Genomic DNA, 1,132 nt, shown 5'->3' on the forward strand with positions numbered 1-1,132 from the left:
ATGCAAGAGCATAAGACAAAAAGGGGGGCCTAAACGTCCCCCAACCCGACAGTGTCGGGCTTTTTGAGGTACCCCCTAAAATAGCCGTTTTCACAATTTTTGTGAGGGTTACACAAATTCTGTTAACCAAAAAACAATTTTTGTGAGCCGTTTAACAGTTTTTGTGAGGGGTACTTTGAAATAAATTGGAAAAAATCACTTCTCTTTTTTGTGATAATCTTGAATCTGTTCATGAAGCTTTTGGATCTTCTCCTGCAATTCCTCATTGTTAGATTTTGCTTCAGTAATTTTTGTCTCATACTCACTAATTTGCGATTGTTTCGTTTGAATTTCTTGATTGGTTTCTTCAACTTCTGTCTTCGTCTCGTATTTCTTTTCGCTTTCTAACTCATTGATTTCCCTCTCAATTCCTTCAATAAATTTTTGACTTTGACGAATCAAATCTTTATTTGTTTGGATCAATTTTTCTGATTCTTTGATTTGTAACTTTAAACATTTTGCCAAATACTTGTCCTCATTTTGTGGTTTTGCCTGTGGATCTTCTGGTACTTTTTTTCGATTCATAAACAAAGCACCTTGTACAGTTTCTTCATCTGGATCGACTTCTTTTCGACCATAGTTTTCAAATAAATCTTGAATACTTTTTGGATCGAAATCAGGATTTGTTGGAGAAACAATACCAATATCAATGACGATTGATTTCCAATTTTCTGGAATCTGAGAGAGCTGAATCAAATAATAGTTCTCTGTTAAACGGATCAAATGATGCGGAATTTCTTGTTCTGTTTTTGATTCAGAAGCAATCATTTCTAACTTTCCACCTTCTGGCATTGTTCCATCTGCTTTCAATAATATCTCGGCATAATGTGTCTTTTCGTTATAGCCTCGTTCTAATTGTGTAAGGGTTAGATCATTCAAAGAAAGGCTATGATTCACACCGATAGGCGTGTCCGCTAAATCTTTTTCTGTCCCTAAAAGAATGGAAGGTACTGAAAAAAATAAGACCATTCCTATCGTAAAAAAAAGAGCCATACGATAAAATTGATCCGCATGCTCGACAAAAAATTGTTTCGTTTTTTTCCATTTTTGTTGAATAAAAGTAACGATAAGTTTCCACCTTCCTCTCAAAAAA

At 34.6% G+C, this 1,132-nt stretch carries 1 protein-coding gene; it reads right to left on the reverse strand.

The window, feature by feature from the left end:
- Positions 1–195: 195 nt before the first annotated feature.
- A partial coding sequence (locus tag AB3H93_RS14115; RefSeq protein WP_368020735.1) for a hypothetical protein occupies positions 196–1,132 on the reverse strand: 937 nt, incomplete at its 5' end.

Origin of the sequence: Enterococcus sp. C74, from assembly GCF_040887125.1 — a bacterium.
Lineage (GTDB): Bacteria > Bacillota > Bacilli > Lactobacillales > Enterococcaceae > Enterococcus_B > Enterococcus_B hirae.